The 16,963-nt window shown below is 42.6% G+C and carries 16 protein-coding genes; 5 read left to right on the top strand and 11 right to left on the bottom strand.

Features of this window, described 5'->3' with window-relative positions; all coding sequences use genetic code 11:
• Nucleotides 1–79: 79 nt before the first annotated feature.
• The gene (locus DYE48_RS14130; protein WP_115824190.1) at nucleotides 80–838 is read right to left on the bottom strand and encodes an SDR family oxidoreductase; all 759 of its coding nucleotides are present in this window, start codon (nucleotides 836–838) and stop codon (nucleotides 80–82) included.
• 87 nt (nucleotides 839–925) lie between these two features.
• Here DYE48_RS14130 and DYE48_RS14125 point away from each other — a divergent pair, with 87 nt between their 5' ends.
• The gene (locus DYE48_RS14125) at nucleotides 926–2,233 is read left to right on the top strand and encodes a purine-cytosine permease family protein (protein WP_115824189.1); all 1,308 of its coding nucleotides are present in this window, start codon (nucleotides 926–928) and stop codon (nucleotides 2,231–2,233) included.
• Nucleotides 2,234–2,510: 277 nt separating this feature from the next.
• Nucleotides 2,511–2,975 (top strand): universal stress protein, encoded by a 465-nt coding sequence (locus tag DYE48_RS14120; RefSeq protein ID WP_089650523.1) that lies wholly within the window; start codon nucleotides 2,511–2,513, stop codon nucleotides 2,973–2,975.
• Nucleotides 2,976–2,998: 23 nt separating this feature from the next.
• Here the strand turns inward: DYE48_RS14120 and DYE48_RS14115 are convergent, their stop codons facing one another.
• The 4 genes from DYE48_RS14115 to DYE48_RS14100 form a co-directional block, all read right to left on the bottom strand.
• Entirely contained in the window at nucleotides 2,999–3,511 is a 513-nt protein-coding gene (locus tag DYE48_RS14115; protein ID WP_115824188.1) for a MogA/MoaB family molybdenum cofactor biosynthesis protein, read from the bottom strand.
• Nucleotides 3,512–4,342 carry an EcsC family protein gene (locus DYE48_RS14110; protein ID WP_115824187.1) on the bottom strand — a complete coding sequence of 277 codons (831 nt, stop codon included), beginning with the start codon at nucleotides 4,340–4,342 and terminating at the stop codon, nucleotides 3,512–3,514. It abuts the gene before it with no gap.
• Between the two features lie 93 nt (nucleotides 4,343–4,435).
• Nucleotides 4,436–5,626 (bottom strand): acetate kinase, encoded by a 1,191-nt coding sequence (locus tag DYE48_RS14105; RefSeq protein ID WP_089650520.1) that lies wholly within the window; start codon nucleotides 5,624–5,626, stop codon nucleotides 4,436–4,438.
• A 123-nt stretch (nucleotides 5,627–5,749) separates the two neighbouring features.
• Nucleotides 5,750–6,742 (bottom strand): class I SAM-dependent methyltransferase, encoded by a 993-nt coding sequence (locus tag DYE48_RS14100; RefSeq protein ID WP_115824186.1) that lies wholly within the window; start codon nucleotides 6,740–6,742, stop codon nucleotides 5,750–5,752.
• Nucleotides 6,743–7,000: 258 nt separating this feature from the next.
• Here DYE48_RS14100 and DYE48_RS14095 point away from each other — a divergent pair, with 258 nt between their 5' ends.
• Nucleotides 7,001–7,804, top strand: coding sequence for an NAD kinase (locus tag DYE48_RS14095; protein WP_115824185.1), 804 nt, complete (start codon nucleotides 7,001–7,003; stop codon nucleotides 7,802–7,804).
• A 655-nt stretch (nucleotides 7,805–8,459) separates the two neighbouring features.
• On the opposite strand, the gene DYE48_RS14080 is transcribed toward DYE48_RS14095, so the two are convergent.
• From DYE48_RS14080 to ezrA, 5 genes are all read right to left on the bottom strand, one after another.
• Nucleotides 8,460–10,049: an amidohydrolase gene (locus tag DYE48_RS14080; RefSeq protein ID WP_115824224.1), complete on the bottom strand. Its 1,590-nt coding sequence runs from the start codon at nucleotides 10,047–10,049 to the stop codon at nucleotides 8,460–8,462.
• A gap of 205 nt (nucleotides 10,050–10,254) precedes the next feature.
• Nucleotides 10,255–11,466: a tRNA uracil 4-sulfurtransferase ThiI gene (gene thiI / locus DYE48_RS14075; protein ID WP_115824182.1), complete on the bottom strand. Its 1,212-nt coding sequence runs from the start codon at nucleotides 11,464–11,466 to the stop codon at nucleotides 10,255–10,257.
• Between the two features lie 5 nt (nucleotides 11,467–11,471).
• Nucleotides 11,472–12,611, bottom strand: a complete 1,140-nt coding sequence (locus DYE48_RS14070; RefSeq protein ID WP_115824181.1) for a cysteine desulfurase family protein — start codon at nucleotides 12,609–12,611, stop codon at nucleotides 11,472–11,474.
• A gap of 120 nt (nucleotides 12,612–12,731) precedes the next feature.
• The gene (locus DYE48_RS14065) at nucleotides 12,732–13,064 is read right to left on the bottom strand and encodes a hypothetical protein (RefSeq protein ID WP_115824180.1); all 333 of its coding nucleotides are present in this window, start codon (nucleotides 13,062–13,064) and stop codon (nucleotides 12,732–12,734) included.
• A gap of 12 nt (nucleotides 13,065–13,076) precedes the next feature.
• The gene (gene ezrA / locus DYE48_RS14060; protein ID WP_115824179.1) at nucleotides 13,077–14,768 is read right to left on the bottom strand and encodes a septation ring formation regulator EzrA; all 1,692 of its coding nucleotides are present in this window, start codon (nucleotides 14,766–14,768) and stop codon (nucleotides 13,077–13,079) included.
• Nucleotides 14,769–14,927: 159 nt separating this feature from the next.
• Between ezrA and hisJ the strand changes: the two genes are divergently transcribed.
• On the top strand, nucleotides 14,928–15,731 hold the full coding sequence (gene hisJ / locus DYE48_RS14055) for a histidinol-phosphatase HisJ (protein WP_115824178.1): 804 nt from the start codon (nucleotides 14,928–14,930) through the stop codon (nucleotides 15,729–15,731).
• Here the strand turns inward: hisJ and refZ are convergent.
• Complete coding sequence (gene refZ / locus DYE48_RS14050; protein ID WP_115824177.1) at nucleotides 15,721–16,320, bottom strand: forespore capture DNA-binding protein RefZ; 600 nt, start codon at nucleotides 16,318–16,320, stop codon at nucleotides 15,721–15,723. The genes hisJ and refZ overlap by 11 nt on opposite strands.
• 122 nt (nucleotides 16,321–16,442) lie before the next feature.
• Here refZ and DYE48_RS14045 point away from each other — a divergent pair, with 122 nt between their 5' ends.
• The gene (locus tag DYE48_RS14045) at nucleotides 16,443–16,922 is read left to right on the top strand and encodes a GAF domain-containing protein (protein WP_115824176.1); all 480 of its coding nucleotides are present in this window, start codon (nucleotides 16,443–16,445) and stop codon (nucleotides 16,920–16,922) included.
• Nucleotides 16,923–16,963 lie beyond the last annotated feature (41 nt).

The following is a 16,963-nucleotide window of genomic DNA, read 5'->3' as shown; positions in this document are numbered from 1 at the left end:
ATTTAAGAAAGCCCTTTCATTGTACCAAACCTTTTACATGTAATGAAGATACTCCAAAATTTGATCCTTACCTTTTCCATTACCGGTGTCTGTGAATAACGTCCAATCCCCCGGTGACTTCATAAATCGTACCTGTAATCATATCCGAGTCTTCTTGACATAAAAAATCAATGGTTCGTGCTACATCTTCCCCCGTTCCTGGCCTTCCAATCGGGGTTTCTTCATCTTTGCTTTTTCTGCTCACCTCAATGCAAGATTCCTTCCACTCTCCTATTATGTTTCCCGGACATATCATATTTGATGTGATTCCATATTCTGCTTCTTCATAAGCAATGGTTTTAGTTAAGGAAACAAGCCCAACTTTGGCTGCAGCAAAAGCAGAACGATAGATCCACCCTGAAGCAGATTGAGCTCCTTGGAATCCATAATTAATGATTCTGCCGAAATTTTGCTTTCTCATATGAGGAACAGTGGCTTTCATAAGGTAAAAAACAGCATCAAGGTTTCCTCGGATCATCGAGTTCCATTCCTCTTCTGTGTAGTCCATCAGTTTTTTTCGTTCAAAGATATAAGGCCCGGCATTATTAATTAAATAATCCACCCTGCCAAAGCGCTTCAATGTTTTTTCTGTAAGGCGATGAATATCTTCTTTCACTGTCACATCAGCCTGTATGATTTGAATTCTGTCATGGTCATCTGGAAAATCATCAAGTAAAGAGAGGGCTTTAGCCTCGTCATTTCTATATGTAACGGTAATGGAATGATTTTGTTTCAGCATATGCTCGGCTACTTTCCTCCCAAGCCCCTTGGTGCCAGCTGTAATCAGTGCATGTCTCATCTTTCCAAACCTCCTTGAGTCTCTATTTTCATTTACACATGAGTCACCTTTCTGTACAATGATTGGGTCAGAAAGGACGTGAACGTTTTGAAAGCTTATGCACCACGGAAACATGTGATCGAACAGTATGGTTTAGAAGCTGTCCCTGTCGACAGACGGGATACACCCTGGTACCGCTTTGCTTTCATACAGATTGCCATAGCTGCGAATGCAGGGAACTTCCTCGTTCCCGCATTGGCTGTCTTGGAAGGAGGACTTTCCTTCTGGACAGGAGTCATCTCCACGAGTATCGGAGCACTCCTCGGCTTCTTACTTGTATCCTTTTTATCCTTGCCAGGTGCTAGACTTGGCATCCCGGCTCAATATGCACTTCGTACAATTCTTGGAGTAAATGGAACCCGTTTTTTATCTGCACCGATCCGAACCCTCACTTCGCTCTATTGGTTCAGTGTACAAACCATCGGCGGCACTTATGTCATCCAACAACTGATCTTACGTTTAACAGGTATAGATCTCCCGTTTTGGGTCTATTCTATACCACTTTCTATTCTCATGGTTACACTTGCGATCGTTGGTTTTAATGCGGTAAAACAAGCCATGAGCTATTTTTTACCTTTATTGCTCCTGGGTGAAGCAACGATCTTGTATGTTTACTTTACTACAAATCAAACACCTGATTCACTGATGGTGCTTCAAAATGGAGGCTTGGAAGGGTCATTCTCCTCCATGTTCTTTTTTGCAAGCCTTGCTTTTGTTCAATATGTATCAGGCGTAAGCGCATCAGCGGATATGACAAGGTATGCAAAATCCCCTTCTCAAGGGTTTTATGGATTACTCATTGGTAATGGAATCGGCTTCTTTATTACAGCGGTTATCGGGTGTGCATCCGCCTATCTGTTTCACGATATTAACCCTTATGTATCCTCCACGGACTTGACAAATTCCCCGCTTCTTATAGCGATTATTACAGGGACAGCCATCATTTCCATGATCAGCATTAATGTAAGTAATGCTTATACAGGGGGATTCAGCCTTTTGAATACCTTCCCAAAACTTTCTAGAGTTCAAGCTGCCATTACATTCGGCTCAGTAGGTGTGTGCCTTAGTGGTTTCCCTGCCCTTGTAAATGAAGCAGAATCATTTATCTCTTTGCTCGGCGGGTTGATCATTCCGATATCAGCTGTTATCTGCAGTGATTACCTCATTGTAAAAAGAAACTATTTGAGTGAAGAAGATTTGACTCTATTGACGAAGCCACGCTATGTGAACAGCTTAGCTATGGGAGCGATTATGGCAGGGAGCCTGCTTTATTTCCTTCTTCCGGATGAATGGTCTCCAGGGTTCTTAACATTCTTGGTCATCTTTACGGTTTACCCTATTTTTATAAAAAAATAATAATTTCATTGCCCCAACAGCTTAAGGCTGTTGGGGCTTTTATTAACGTGAATCTTCTTTTTTACTTCCAGATTGGTAACTTTCATTCATCGCCTGCATGAGTTGTTGTTCCTGTTCCATATCTTTTTCTCTTTCGATTGGATTCTTCGGTTTCTTCATGTAAACACCTCCCTTGTTTAGTTTTCGAAAAATTGTTAAAATTATGCGCGACTTGCGCGTCTATCCAATAAACAGGCATGATATAATAAAGATATAGAAAAGAGAGGAGGCATCCAGCATGACTTTTGAATACAAAGATATTGTTGTGGCGGTCGACGGTTCCGTTACGGCAGAAGTGGCATTTAATAAAGCCATTGACATTGCGAACCGGAATGAGGCGAAGTTGGTTTTAGCTCACGTGGTGGATACTAGAGCCTTTGCGACCGTAGAAGCTTATGACCGATCCCTTGCGATCCGTGCCGAACAATATGCGACCGAATTATTAAATGACTACCAGGAAAAAGCAGAAAAAGCCGGTGTGAAGAATGTAGTTGTTGATGTTGAATACGGATCTCCAAAAGTTAAAATTGCTAAAGATGTCGCTCCGAAATATAATGCTGACCTTATCATCTGTGGTGCAACTGGTTTAAATGCAATGGAACGTTTCTTTATCGGTAGTGTGTCCGAACACATAACAAGATACGCTACCTGCGATGTGCTTGTTGTTCGACCGGATGACACGGAAGAAAGCCAAGACAAATAAAAGAGCCCTGTTTCGGGGCTCTTTTATTTGTCTTTATTCAGTTCTCCAACAATGTGTCGAAGTTCAGGAAGAATTAATCGATCCATCGCAAGTGTGACAGCACCAGAAGAACCCGGGGTTGAGAAAACAGCCGTTCGTCCGGATACACCAGCGATAGCCCGGGATAAGATAGCTGCAGATCCAATATCTTCTGTGTAGCTAAGCATTCTGAAGATCTCTCCGAAGCCAGGCATCTCTTTATCCAGCACCTTTTCGATCACTTCAATCGTTACATCCCTTTTAGCCATCCCTGTACCGCCGTTTATTAAAACCGCATCGATTTTTGGGTCGTCCACTCCTCGTTGCATATAGGCACGAATTTGACTTTGTTCATCTTTCACAATATGGTATTCACTCACTTTGTGCCCTTCATCTGTAAGCTTATCGATCATTAGCTTACCGCTTTTGTCCGTTTCTTCTGTGCGTGTGTCGCTCACTGTGAGTACAAGGCAGGAAATTGAATCACTTGCCCTTGCTTTATGTTCTTCTACGGTCAATCAAGACGCTCCTTCCTTGTTCATAAGATGACGGTATTGATAAAACTTCATGGCGAACTCTGTCACTTGTTTTGTTAAATGATAGTTTGAATAAGCCCCTATCGCAATACTGATGAATGGTAAACCTTGAATGAGCTTTTTTCTGAACATGAGGATAAATAAGGATTTGAAACATTGTTTCATCGGTTGTTCCATCCAACCTTCATCTGTCAATTGGTCCTCACCTGCAAAAATATAGGGGTGCTCTTTCTTCTCCACTTCTTCAATTAAATCATTCCAAGCACTCGCTTTCAGTCTTTTCGGTAAGGTAGCGGCATGGAAAACTTTGAGGGAGATCATCATTTCGTAAGGATGGTTCATCTCATGACCAAATGTCAAACCAATCAGTTGAATGGCTCTTAGGTTCATTAACATCATCAGAGGGTAATCCATCCCTAGGAAAAGCCAGCCACCTGCTCCTGTCAAGCCACCCTGGGCAAAGGAATAAAGTCTCCCCCGAGCCATCTGCTGCTCGGCTATGTAGGTCAACTGTTCTACGGTCAACTCTTTCTCCATATCTTCGATTTTTTCAATCTGATTAGAAAAAATTCTTCCCACCGTTAGTATTCGTTCTCTAGCCTCATATTGATAGGAGGTTCCTTGTAAAAAAGCATGCGTATGGAAGAACCAGGCATCTAATTTTGAGAAAAATGCTTTTTTCACTTGAGGATCCACATTCATCAAATTTTGTTGAACCCAATGATCATAAACCATTTCAAAATCATTCGGCTGATACTGCTGGTATTGCTCTAACCATGTCTTTAACTCCGTACATATGCGTTGGTGTGACAAAGCGCTCCCTCCTCGTCTTTGTTCCTTACCATATATTGTAGACTGAAAGCTCAAAAAAAAGCAATCGCACCTAGGGTACGATTGCTTTTTCTATTATAGTCCTTTTTCAACCGTGTCACGAGCAATCATGACTTCTTCGTTTGTTGGAATAATCATGACCTTCACAGGGGAGTGAGGGTAGTTTACAAAGGCTTCTTTTCCACGAACTTTGTTAAGAGCAGGGTCCCAATAAACGCCCATGAACTCAAGGCCTTTCAACACACGTTCACGCATAGTAACACTATTCTCACCGACACCGGCAGTGAAAATAATTCCGTCGATGCCGTGCATACGCGCAGCGTAAGAACCGATATATTTGTGGATACGTGCGGAAAAGACTTCAAGAGCGAGCTCCGCACGCTCGTCTCCTTCTTCTGCACGCTTTTCGATATCTCTCAAGTCACTGGAGAAACCAGAAAGAGCAAGCATACCACTTTCTTTGTTCAATACATTCATGACTTCATTCGCTGTTTTGCCTGTTTTTTCCATGATGAATGGAATCAATGCAGGATCGATGTTACCAGAGCGAGTCCCCATAGTAACCCCGGCTAGTGGTGTGAAGCCCATAGATGTATCGATGGATTTGCCGCCTTCAATAGCTGCAATACTAGCACCGTTTCCTAGGTGGCAGGATAGGAGGCGAAGCTCTTCTACCGGGCGCCCCAGCATCTCTGCTGCACGTTCAGAAACATACTTGTGAGAAGTACCATGGAAACCATACTTACGGATCCCATATTCTTCATAGTACTCATATGGCAGGCTGTATAGGTAAGACTGTTCCGGCATGGACTGGTGGAATGCCGTATCAAATACAGCTACGTGAGGTACGTTCGGAAGTACTTCACGGAAAGCGTTGATTCCAGTCAAGTTTGCAGGGTTATGCAATGGAGCCAAATCGGATACTTCCTCAATTTCTTTGATCACTTCATCCGTGATGAGTACAGACTCGCTGAAACGCTCGCCTCCGTGGACAACACGGTGTCCCACACCATTGATCTCATCCAGTGAATCGATGATTCCGTTCGCTGTCAATTTATCAAGAAGCATTTTTACAGCTTCTCCATGATCAGGGATATCTGTTACGGTTTCATCTTTTTCATCATTTACTTCAATTGTAAATACAGCATCATTCAAGCCGATACGCTCTACTAGACCTTTGGTAATTACAGTTTCTTCAGGCATTTCAATCAGTTGGAATTTCAGTGATGAACTACCTGCATTTATAGCAAGAATTTTATTACTCAACGTTGCTCATCCCCTTAGAATTTAGGTTCGTAATTTTCTACCACTACCATTTAATCACCCGTTTTCAACGATTTCAAGGTCGTTAACCGATGATAACGTTTACTTGTTATATTCGTTATTTTCTCACAATTGCGTTCTTTTATATTCATCAAACCATTGGTTCATCTGGGTAAGAATATCCGCCATCCCATTCGGATTCTTGAAGGAAGGAAGCTTGGCTAATAACGCTTGCTTCGGCGCCTTCGTCTCTTGGCCTTTCTTTTGTAAAATCAAAATGCTCTTTCCGTGCTTTTCATCTTTGAATAAGCTATCAGAAAGTTGAAGCATCCCAACGATGTGAGCATGTTCACGCAAGAATGCATTCAGCGCCTTAGACTGCTCACTCTCAAAAAGGAAGTTCGGCACAATGAACATAAGGAAGCCGCCTTCTTTTGTATAATTCAATCCCTGCTCAATAAACAGATGATGGGCATAGGACAAGCCTTCGTCCGCTTTCAGCTTATATCTTGCTGCTTGAGCGTCATCCGGATAATAACCAACAGGAAGATCAGCCAGTACAAAATCGACAGGCTCCATTAAGAAAGGGGCCAGACTGTCCTGGTGGAAGAATTCAATTTCATTTTTTTGCAGATTGGCATTCGCTACGGCAAGCTGAATGAGCGTAGGGTCTACTTCACTGGCATACGCTTGCAGCGACATATCCAGCTGGTTCATGACGGAAGTAATTAAATTCCCGCTTCCCGAAGCTGGATCGAAGAGTTTCAAGCTTTCTTTTCCTTCAAACAATTTGGAAGCTAGATAACCCATGAACATGGCCACTGAATCCGGCGTGATCAAATGTTGCTGCTGAGTGGCTCCTTTCATGCCCTTTAGAATGGCAAGTTGAACAGCTTTTCGTATTTCTTCTTTTTCAAATTCTTCTTTTTTCACTTTAACCAGTTCATTCGTCAGAAAGGTCTGCAAAGAATCTCCCATGTCATCAAAAGGTTGTCCATTGAATAGGACATCCATCGTTTCTGCGATCGCTTCTAAATAGGTGATATTCAAGTCTTCGGATATGACCGTTGAAGTATCATCAATCCATTGAAATAGTTTTTCCACTCGTTCCTGCTTCATAATCATTCTCCTTAAAATAAAATCATGCTCTCTCACTTGGTATACTTAATAGAACCATCTCAAAAGAAATTGGCGCAGCTGTTTGAATCAAACATGATGCGCCAACCTTCGTTTACGTTTTCATCTATCTCCACCATATCGAATTCCACCCCTCAATTCAACAATGTTAAACTTTCCCGATTTGTTTGAAAATTGTGTGCGGTTTCAAAGATGAAATGATAAAATGACATCAAGCTATACATAAGAGGAGGATGCTAGATGAACGACCAACGAAGAAATTTATACTTTTTTTATCAACAAACGGAAGAATTAAATGATAAATTAGAGTCCTTATTCCAACTCGCTCGTGACAACGATTTTCATATCGTTGAAGATTCCACAGATGCTAACATCATTATCGCTGTAGGCGGAGATGGCACCTTCTTGCAAGCTGTTCGTAAGACGGGTTTCCGTCAAGACTGCCTGTATGTAGGGATCCGAACCGGGCATGAAGCAGGTCTTTACTGTGACTTTGACATCGATGATCATGATGAAATGATCGATGCGATGAAGAATTCTGAAGTTGAAGTACGCCGCTTCCCAGTCATTGAAACAACGATCAATAATGAATCCACCTTCATGTGCCTTAATGAATGCAGTGTCCGCTCGACGTTGATCAAGTCAATCGTCATTGATGTCCACATCGATGACTTGCATTTTGAAACTTTCCGTGGAGACGGCTTAATTATTGCCACCCCTACTGGGAGCACCGCTTACAATAAATCCATCAACGGTGCGGTCGTGGATCCGAAACTTCCGTGTTTCCAGATCAGTGAGCTTGCTTCACTTAACAATAACCGCTACCGTACACTCGGCTCTTCCTTTATTTTAAGCGGAGAACGGTCATTAAAACTCAAAGTCCGCCAAGATGGAAATGACCATCCGATTATTGGCATGGATAACGAAGCCTTTTCCGTTCGTAACATTCACGACGTCACGATCAACCTCAGTGAAAACGTCATAAAGACTGTTAAACTTAAAAACAATACGTACTGGGACCGCGTAAAACGTACGTTCCTATAAAATTCTCTGAAACCTAAAAAGGAACTTCCAACACATCGGAAGTTCCTTATTTAATTTAAGAATATCGATACTATAAGATAAGCTCCCGATCGTGGAAGAGTCGGTTTCGAGACTTTTATTAAGTGGATAGGGCTTCGGGGAATGGCTCGCTTTCCGCGGGAGCGCGGTGAGCCTCCTTGGACTGCATCCTGTGGGGTCTCACCATGCACTTTTTTCCCGCAGGAGTCCCGCCATTCCCCTCCACCCCTTTGCCATATTAGTATCTCGAAAACACTTCTGGAATAAGCTGCTTTTATGCACACGGTAATCGAGGGGATGAACACATAAGGACGCTATTCTTCATGCAAAAAGCTTGTTATAGAGCTCTTTATGCTTATTATACCCGCTAGTGGAAGGCACTCTCCCACAGGAAAGGGGTTCGTTTCTCATCTTCATGGAATGGGGTGGTTTGGAAGCTGCGAGACTCCCGTGGGAGAAGGAGATAGGCGGTATCCCGCAGGACGAAGTCCGAGGAAGCTTGCCACTCCCCCACAGGAAAGCGAGTAGCTTCCCAACCACTCCTGACGCTCAACCAGACAACGAACCCCGGGAACATTTCGAAATCGAGTCTTCAACAATCCTGCTAGTTTGTTGAATAACCGTTAATGATCAGAGGTCATGAGCGTTGGTAGACGATTTCTTCGTCTACAACGGTCATAGTAACCGTCGCGTCTGCTAGTTCATGAGATTTCAGGGCAAAAAGATCCCTATCTAATACTGTAAAGTCAGCAAGGAACCCTTCCTGAATCATCCCTTGTTCATTCTCCTTGTGGATCGCTTGAGCACTCCCTTTCGTATAAAGAGAAATGGCTTCATAAACGGTAAGCTTCTCTTCCGCTTGATAAACGGCGTGATCATAAGATGCCCTTCTGTCTACGGCTGCCCGTATGCCAAGCAGAGGGTTGATTTCCTCTATAGGGGCATCCGATCCTCCCGCACACTTAATTCCTGCATCCAGCAGCGTTTTCCAGGAGTAGGAGTTCTTCAGTCTTAAGTTTCCCAGGCGTTCAATGACCCACGGAAAGTCAGAAGCAACAAATGTTGGCTGAATATCCAAAACGATATTTAAGCGCTGCAATTGGTGAATTAACGCAGGACTTAGAATTTGCGCATGAATAATACGGTCACGTTCTCCATTCTTAAGAGGATTGGACGCAATGGCGTTCGCCACCGCTTCTACAGCTCCGTCACCAATGGCGTGTACAGCCACTGGCATGTCTCTTTTTCTTGCTTCTTTCACAAGTTGATCAAGCTCTTCATTCGTGTGGATGGCCACTCCATGGTTTTCCGGATCATCTGCATACGCATCTTTAAGCCATGCCGTCCTTCCGCCTAACGCTCCATCAGAGAAAATTTTCAACGCCCCTAATTCTACAAAATTGGTCCCTTTTTTGAACCCCAGCCCTTCTTGATCCACCTGTTCAATCACACCGTGGTGAATGAGAAGGTGGGCCCGGAATTTTGTTTCCTTACCATCAATGACATGCAGAAAAGCGTCGTACGTTTTTCTGAAACCACCATAATAATTCAAGTCTTCACTATGGCCGCCTACAAGACCAAAAGAATGCATATCCTTAACAGCTAAGTCCGTGGCTTTTCTTAGATACTCAGGCGTAACTTCAGGCATGGCACCTTTAATAAGTTCCTGTGCCTGATCATGGAAGTATCCAGTCGCTTCTCCTTGATCGTCTCTTACAATTACCCCTCCCTGCGGGTCTGGGGTGCTTTTCTTAATTCCAGCCATGTTCATAGCTTTTGTGTTGGCTAGTAAGGCATGTCGGCATACCCTTGTCAGCATCATCGGGTGTTCGGAAGAAATTTCATCAAGCTCATCTTTATGTATGATGCGTTTTTCTTCCCATTGATTTTCATTCCAACCATCACCAATGATCCATTCTCCAGGCGGCAATTGTTCTGCATGTTGTTGTAACGCCTGTTTCACTTCTTCTGCAGACTTCATAAACGAAAGATCAAGCCTCATTAGGCGTTCCCCATGGCCGATGATGTGTAAATGACTATCCGTAAATCCAGGATACATGACAGCCCCTTTTAAATCGTGTTCTTCTGTGATTTGATCTTTGTAGGTTTGATATAAAAGCTGTGTATCGCCAACTGCTTTCACCTTTCCCTCGGAAGTCACAATCGCTTCCACCCATTCTCCTTCTTTTTTCATCGTATATATTTTTCCACCATACCAGAGCTTCACTTTTAACACTCCCTCTTTCTTCCTTTTATCTATACCATAATCTATATGTGGACAGAATTGAAGTACAAGCCATTGAAAGAGCAAACAGAAGTGTCTGGGCTTCAGCGAAATGTTCAAGTTTTGACCGATTGATCTACAGCTTAAGATTTAATTATTTCCTAGACAATAAAAAACCCCTGGCCTTTGAGGCCAGAGGATAAATGATTTACAGTAAATCATCAAATTCGTCGTCTTGTTGACCCGATTGTCGATCCGGGGAGACTTCAACGATATAGGATTCTCCCAATGCTTTTTCAATATCACGGGTGAAATCTGAATTAGATTCATAATAATTGGCATTTTTTCGTGTAGGTTTCGTCTTAGGTGCTTTCGGCACAAAAACTGTACAACAATCTTCAAAAGGGCGGATGGAAATATCATACGTTCTAATTTTCCGGGAAATATCGATAATCTCTATTTTGTCCATAGAAACAAGCGGTCTGATAATTGGGTAATTGGTAACCTCATTGATGGTATTCATGCTTTCCATCGTCTGACTGGCTACTTGTCCTAAGCTTTCACCTGTAGTAATGGAGAGAAGTTCATTTCCAGCGGCAACTTGTTCACTAATTCGCATCATCATTCGGCGCATGATTGTCATGCTGTAACCTTCTGGCATTTCACGATGAATTTTTTGCTGGATTGCCGTAAATGGAATGACGTGAATTTTCACTTTCGAACCGAACTTGGATAGAGCTTGAGCAAGATCGATGACTTTCTGTTTCGCCCGTTCGCTTGTGTATGGAGGTGAATGAAAATGAATCGCTTCGATTTCAACCCCGCGTTTCATTGTCAGATAACCTGCGACTGGACTATCGATTCCGCCTGAAAGCATCAACAAACTTTTCCCTGTCGTACCAACCGGCAGACCACCCGCTCCTGGGTAATCTTGTGCCGTAACATAACATCCTTCATGACGAACTTCTACTTTTATTTCTACATCTGGATTATGCACATCAACCTTTACATCTTCCGTTTGACGGAGGATATGTCCACCTAATAATGGGTTGAGCTCCTGTGAAGGAATAGGGAAAGTTTTGTCCGTACGCTTTGATGATATTTTGAACGTGCGAGCATTCCTTGCGTCATGAAATGCCAGCATCACAGCTTCTTTCATTTTCTCTTCTTCTTTTTCCACCATCACAGCGAAACTAAGGCTGTGGATACCGAATACTTCCTGGCATTCTTTCATTACTTCATGAGGTTTTTCCCCATTCAGCAGGACAAACATGCGCCCTTGAGTTTTCTTTATCGTTGTATTTGGATATTTTCTCAGCTTTATGGCAATATTGCTTTGCAGTTTTTGTTCAAATGCACGTCTATTTTTCCCTTTCAACGCCATTTCACCGTACCGAATCATAATCCGATCGAAATTCATTATGCTCACCCCATCGTCGCTTGTAAGTTTTCAACTGTTTGATCTAATTTTTTCAAAAACAGATCGATTTCTTCTTTTTCATTCGTTGTAGAAAGACTAACGCGTAAAGCAGAAGTCGTCCGCTCATAATCCAAGTTACACGCCTTGAGTACAGCACTCACGTCCGGCTGTTTGGAAGAACAGGCAGATTTGGTGGAAATGAAAATCCCTTCTTCCCCTAGGGCGTGAATAATGACTTCGGGTTTATATCCTGGAATGGAAAAATTTATTATATGAGGGGCCCCGTCCTCCGGTGAATTGATTTTACAATAGTCTCGAAGCATAAGCCCTTCCCATAGTATTGTTCTCATTCTACGTAAGTGGTTAACTTTTTGTTTGTGATCTTCATGAAGCAGCCGCAGGGCTTTTACAAACGCTACCGTTCCAGGTAGGTTTTCTGTTCCCGCTCTGACCTCTGCTTCTTGGCTTCCTCCATGCAACAGAGGAAAAACACGCACGTGCTTTTGCATGAGTAGAGCCCCGGTCCCTTTCAATCCATGAATTTTATGCCCGGAAAGGGTACAAAGGTCAATGCCCCACTCTTTAACGGAAAGCTCTATTTTTCCCAACCCTTGAACATGATCAACATGAAAGAATACTTTAGGATAAGCTTTAAGCAATTCCCCGATTTTTTGAACGGGCTGAATGGTACCAAGCTCATTGTTCACACTCATCACGCTGACAAGAATCGTATCGTCTCTTAACGCTTTCTGAATATCTTCGGGATTAACTTCCCCGTTCTGATCAACATTTATATAAGTGACTTCAAAACCCAATGTTTCCAGTGCCTTGAATGCTTCCATCACAGAAGGATGTTCAATCAGAGTCGTAATTAAATGTTTCCCTCTATTTTGATGTTGAAGCGCAATCCCTTTGATTGCCATGTTATTTCCTTCGGTCCCCCCGGATGTGAAAACCACTTCCTGAGGATCGACGCTCAAAAGCTGGGCCGCTTGTTTCCTCGACCGATCCAATAGACGTTCAGCTTCACTCCCGAAACGATGAACGGATGAGGGATTGGCAAAATATTGGTCTGCGACCTTTTGAAAACTCTCCAACACTTCGTAGTGTGGATGAGTTGTGGCACTATTATCTAGGTAAATCATGGGCTTTGACTCCTTTATTTTCGAATTGCAGCTCATTATTTTATCATAACACGAAGTCAAATGAAACACCTGCCCTATGAACAATAAAAGAGCATCTGCTTTATGCAGATGCTCTTCACCCTAACTATTGTCGGTATCATTTAATTCAAGAGAATTAAGGAGGGTGTCGATACTAAGTTTTCCATCTTCACGAACATCGTTGACCCAGTCTTTCGTCAATGTTTTTTCTCCAATGATCGTTCGTATCTCATTGTCCACTTCTATGTTTCTTTCAAAAAAATCAGCGGCTATTTGATCATTCAAGCTTTTGCCTTCAGTATGGATGGACCTAGTAAAACCATGCTCCCTGCTATCTAACACCTTCGCATTCGAAGTCAGAAAAAAAACGGTAAGAACACTTGCCCATATGAGAACTGTTCCCGAAATTAATCCGATGATGATTCGCTTCTTCAACTGAACCACTTCCTAAACCAGGACTTCTTCCTCTTTGTCAATTTTGGACAGTGCAGCCGGATCCACTTCCTTAATTGCCTTTGTAGCAAGCGTCAGTGCTTGTTCATAGTGATAAGACCTGAATTTCTCCTCTGCTTCAAGGAGTTTAGCTGCTAAGATTGGATATTTGCTCCGGTAGCGATTGCCGCATTGAATCACTCGTTCTGCAAGCTGAGCTGTTTCCATAATCTTTTCAGCATCCTGACTCAACTGCTCTGTCATTTCCATTGCCTCATCCAGTTTTTCATTGACTACAGCCATATCAAGCGGCTGTGCTTCAAGACTTTGAAATACCTCATCCACTTTATGGCTCGCTGCTTTCATATCTTCATAGATAGATGTGGGAATCCCTGGAATATTGCTTCTCTTCAATCGACGATGAGTATCTAAAAGAAGGCTTTCCATCTTCGTCATTTTCTGCTTAGCTTCTCGTTCATCTTTTCTCAGGTTTTGAACACGCTCATGGAAATACCCATGCTGTTCTTCGAGCTCTTTCAATTGTTTCTCCGTATCTTCCACTTCTTCACGGAGAAGGGCATATGAGGTTTCTCCATCTGCTCGTCTGAAATCGAGACTTGTTACGCGTTTGCGCATTTGATTAAACCACTTGATCAAGCTTCGGTGAGACTCCAAATGTCCTTCCTCCACTTGATACGTTTGTTGTATTTCCTCTAATTCCCGCTCCGTGTCTGCCAAAACATATTCCAACTCATCCAACTGAGCTTTAAGCGGTACAAATTGCTTCTCCACATAATGATGAGCCACTGCTTCTCTTTCTAGCAGCTGATACATTTCCTGTATTCTTGTCTGAATTTCTGTTAAAGCATCTTCAACCCCTGATTGGTCTCCCTGCTCCATTTGCGCAAGCATTTCCTCCAGAGACCGCTCATAGTTATGTAACTCTGGAAGAAAATCGAAATGAGAGATGCGGTAACCTTCCGCCTTCATCTCTTCCACACCGTTTTTCAGCTCTTTCAGCTGTTCAGGTAATTCAATCTTCACTTGTTTCAAACGATCAGGGAAGTGATGGACATCCTCCTGCAATTGTGTAGTCTCTTGACGTATCGTTTGCACAAGGGTATTGGCTTCGATGTAATCCCCTTGATCGGTTAACTGTTCATATTCATTGAGCTTATCCTTCAATTCACCCACTCTTTGTTCAAAAACACGGACCGCTTTGCCATATTGATGGCGGTTTTGAATAAGGAGTTTAGTAAGCTCTTTCAATTCCGGCTCCATCGATTCAATTTCCAAACGGCTTTGCTTTTCAGAATCAAGGAGGTCTTCCAGTTCTTGAAGCATCATTTTGATGTCTTCCTCAATGGCTACTAACTTTTTCTCTGTGTTTGCCAAGACGACTTTTACGCGTTTAAAACGATAGCGATCCGCCGCTTCTTCTGCATCGAAAAGGTCTTCCTCCAGCTCAGGCAGCTCTTTTGTCAAAATTTGATCCCAACGAGCCCGCCACGCTTCGAACTTTTCCTGAGTCTCACCAGAAAGGTTTAAACTTTTCACTTTGGATAATTCTTCGGTGACGCGCCGGTTCATGATATCCATTTTCCAACCTTCCAGGCGATCCACTTCATCATAGACCTTTTTCCGCCAGATCAGCCCTATGATGAACAATGCGATGAGTAGTAAAATAGCCCCGATGACGTACTTCATAAATAGCCTCCTTACAATAAACGTGCCATACGGATGTATTACGTTCCGAATTGTGATTTAGTTGTTTATAATGATACCATGTAAAACATCCTTTTGGCTAAAATATTTCAAATTTATTATCATATTGACAAAAAATTCAAGCACAAAGGAGAGACGACTATGATTGATGGTCACATCCATACACCTTATTGCCCCCATGGCTCTTCAGACACCCTTAAAAGTTACATTGAACAAGCCATAAAACGTGGGTATCAATCCATGACATTCACAGAGCACGCGCCGCTTCCTTCCACATTTGAAGATCCCGTTCCAGACAAGGATAGCGGGATGTCTTTTCGACAAGTGGAAGAATATTTAAAGGAAATCGACCGGCTGAAAACAGAGTACAAACGGGAAATTCACATTCAGAAAGGATTTGAAGTAGATTATATCGAAGGGTATGAAAAAGAGGTGGAAGGCTTTCTAAATACCTATGGACCCTCTCTTGATGACAGCATCCTATCCGTTCACTTCTTAAAAGGTCAAAGTCAGTGGTACTGTATCGACTACAGCCCGGACATGTATAGAGAAGCCATCCATGATTTCGGTGGAATCGATCGACTTTACCAAGCCTACTACAACACGCTCACCCAATCGGTTCTCAGTGAGTTAGGTGAATACAAACCGAACCGTGTCGGACATATGACGCTTGTGAAGAAGTTCCAATACCTCTATCCCGCACCGGAAAATTGGGAAAAGCAGGCTCATTCGTTCCTCGAACTCGTTCAGGATCATGGATATACCCTTGATTATAACGGGGCAGGAGTAGTGAAAGAGCATTGCAAAGAGACTTATCCGCCATTACAAACGGCCAGACAAGCCTCTTCTATGGGCATACCTTTAATCTATGGTTCTGATGCTCATACGGCAGCAGGGCTCGGGCAAGGATACGATTCTATCGACTCTCAGCTTCTCAAGCTTTAGCAAGCTCCTGGACGGAACGGTGATCGTTCATTAGCCCGCTATACATTTCTACAAAATGATTAAGAGAAGCGTCTGTAATAAATGGATCTTTAAACTCATGCGGCATCATGAACGGAGCGTTTAATAATCCCTTTAGTTGTAGTAAACATAGCTTTTCTTTGAACGTGACATCAATATGGGAGTTTTTATGGAAAAGAATTTGAGTAAGTAAATGATTCTCTTTCGCCAAATAAGTGACAAGCATTTCTCTTGCAAACATTGTGTTCAACGTCAGCTCCCTATTTAACAAACAAGATAGTTGATAATTCGACTGTTTATAATGTAGAATTTTTTTCACTAAATCATTTAGACGATATTCGCCTTCTGAGGGTTGCTCGTTTTCCAGCATTTCAAGATAGGGCTCAAAATAGCTGACGGCGAGCGATTCAAAAAGGCCTTGCTTGCTCTTAAAGTAGTAATGGATCAACGAGACATTTACATTAGCTGCCTTCGCGATATCTCGGACGGATGTTCCATTGAAACCTTGGCTGTAAAAAAGGCGACAGGCAACATCTAATACTTTGTCACGCGTTACATTTGGTCGGCTCATTATTTTTCCCCCTCAGGAAAAGATTCTCTCTATTTGTTGGATTTCCTGCTTGCAATCGTCCATCAAATACCGACAGAAAATTCTGTTTTTTGTCGAATACTATAAACTCAGGAGGTATATTGATGTTTCAAACGACTTCATATTCAGGTTCAAAAAAAGAAAAATACGATCTGGTCATTAAACAATTAAAAGCTCTCATCGAGGACGAACCCGATCAAATCGCAAACTTGTCTAATGCATCCTCCCTTCTCAACCAGTTTTTGGATGATGTCAATTGGGTCGGCTTTTATTTGTGGAAAGAAAGCCAGCTTGTTCTTGGCCCTTTTCAAGGCCTTCCTGCATGTGTTCGAATTCCATCAGGTAAAGGGGTTTGCGGAACAGCAGTAGCCGATAACAAAGTTCAACGCATTGAAGATGTTCATGCGTTTCCAGGACATATTGCGTGTGATGCCGCAAGTCAATCTGAAATTGTTGTACCTATCCTGAAAGATGGCGAAATTTTTGGTGTCCTCGATATCGACAGTCCTACCAAAGGAAGATTCGATGAAGTGGATGAGGAGAAACTAGTCGAATTCGTACAAACCTTACAAAATTATATTTAAAAAGAAGCCGCTGAAGTGTTTTTCACTCCAGTGGCTTCTTT

It is taken from the genome of Halobacillus trueperi, assembly GCF_003386945.1.
In the GTDB taxonomy this organism is placed as follows: domain Bacteria; phylum Bacillota; class Bacilli; order Bacillales; family Halobacillaceae; genus Halobacillus; species Halobacillus aidingensis.
This window is presented reverse-complemented; position numbering and strand designations above follow the sequence as displayed.

What these genes read in the sequence shown, in the direction of transcription:
- hisJ (WP_115824178.1), top strand. Translation starts at nt 14,928, where the DNA reads ATGATTGATGGTCACATCCATACACCTTATTGCCCCCATGGCTCTTCA.
- ezrA (WP_115824179.1), bottom strand. Translation starts at nt 14,768, where the DNA reads ATGAAGTACGTCATCGGGGCTATTTTACTACTCATCGCATTGTTCATC.
- DYE48_RS14100 (WP_115824186.1), bottom strand. Translation starts at nt 6,742, where the DNA reads ATGAAGCAGGAACGAGTGGAAAAACTATTTCAATGGATTGATGATACT.
- refZ (WP_115824177.1), bottom strand. Translation starts at nt 16,320, where the DNA reads ATGAGCCGACCAAATGTAACGCGTGACAAAGTATTAGATGTTGCCTGT.
- DYE48_RS14095 (WP_115824185.1), top strand. Translation starts at nt 7,001, where the DNA reads ATGAACGACCAACGAAGAAATTTATACTTTTTTTATCAACAAACGGAA.
- DYE48_RS14045 (WP_115824176.1), top strand. Translation starts at nt 16,443, where the DNA reads ATGTTTCAAACGACTTCATATTCAGGTTCAAAAAAAGAAAAATACGAT.
- DYE48_RS14070 (WP_115824181.1), bottom strand. Translation starts at nt 12,611, where the DNA reads ATGATTTACCTAGATAATAGTGCCACAACTCATCCACACTACGAAGTG.
- DYE48_RS14130 (WP_115824190.1), bottom strand. Translation starts at nt 838, where the DNA reads ATGAGACATGCACTGATTACAGCTGGCACCAAGGGGCTTGGGAGGAAA.
- thiI (WP_115824182.1), bottom strand. Translation starts at nt 11,466, where the DNA reads ATGAATTTCGATCGGATTATGATTCGGTACGGTGAAATGGCGTTGAAA.
- DYE48_RS14120 (WP_089650523.1), top strand. Translation starts at nt 2,511, where the DNA reads ATGACTTTTGAATACAAAGATATTGTTGTGGCGGTCGACGGTTCCGTT.